Source organism: Adlercreutzia equolifaciens (assembly GCF_029076695.1).
GTDB lineage: Bacteria > Actinomycetota > Coriobacteriia > Coriobacteriales > Eggerthellaceae > Adlercreutzia > Adlercreutzia equolifaciens_A.
The window spans coordinates 1-294 of record NZ_JARFIK010000504.1; the positions used below are offsets into that span (position 1 = coordinate 1).

1 protein-coding gene is annotated in these 294 nt (G+C 55.4%); it reads right to left on the reverse strand.

Annotation, left to right across the window (positions count from 1 at the left end):
* On the reverse strand, nt 1-294 hold a 294-nt coding region (locus PZH32_RS13380), incomplete at both ends, for an extracellular solute-binding protein (protein WP_275208744.1).

Here is a 294-nt window from a genome sequence, read left to right on the forward strand (position 1 = left end):
TCCTGGAAGGATTTCAGCGCAACGGCGCCCAGTGGTTTGTCCTTGTTCACTTCCTCCAGACCCTGATCGGTCAGCAGGTAGTTTTCGAGGAACTCTTTCGCCAATTCTTTGTTCGGGCTGGCGGCGTTGATACCCGCGCTCAGCACGCCAACAAACGGTTTAGACGGCTTGCCTTTGAAGGTTGGCAACAGCGCGACACCGTAGTTGATTTTGCTCTTGTCGATGTTAGACCACGCCCACGGGCCGTTGATGGTCATCGCGGTATCGCCTTTGTTAAAGGCCGCTTCGGCGATG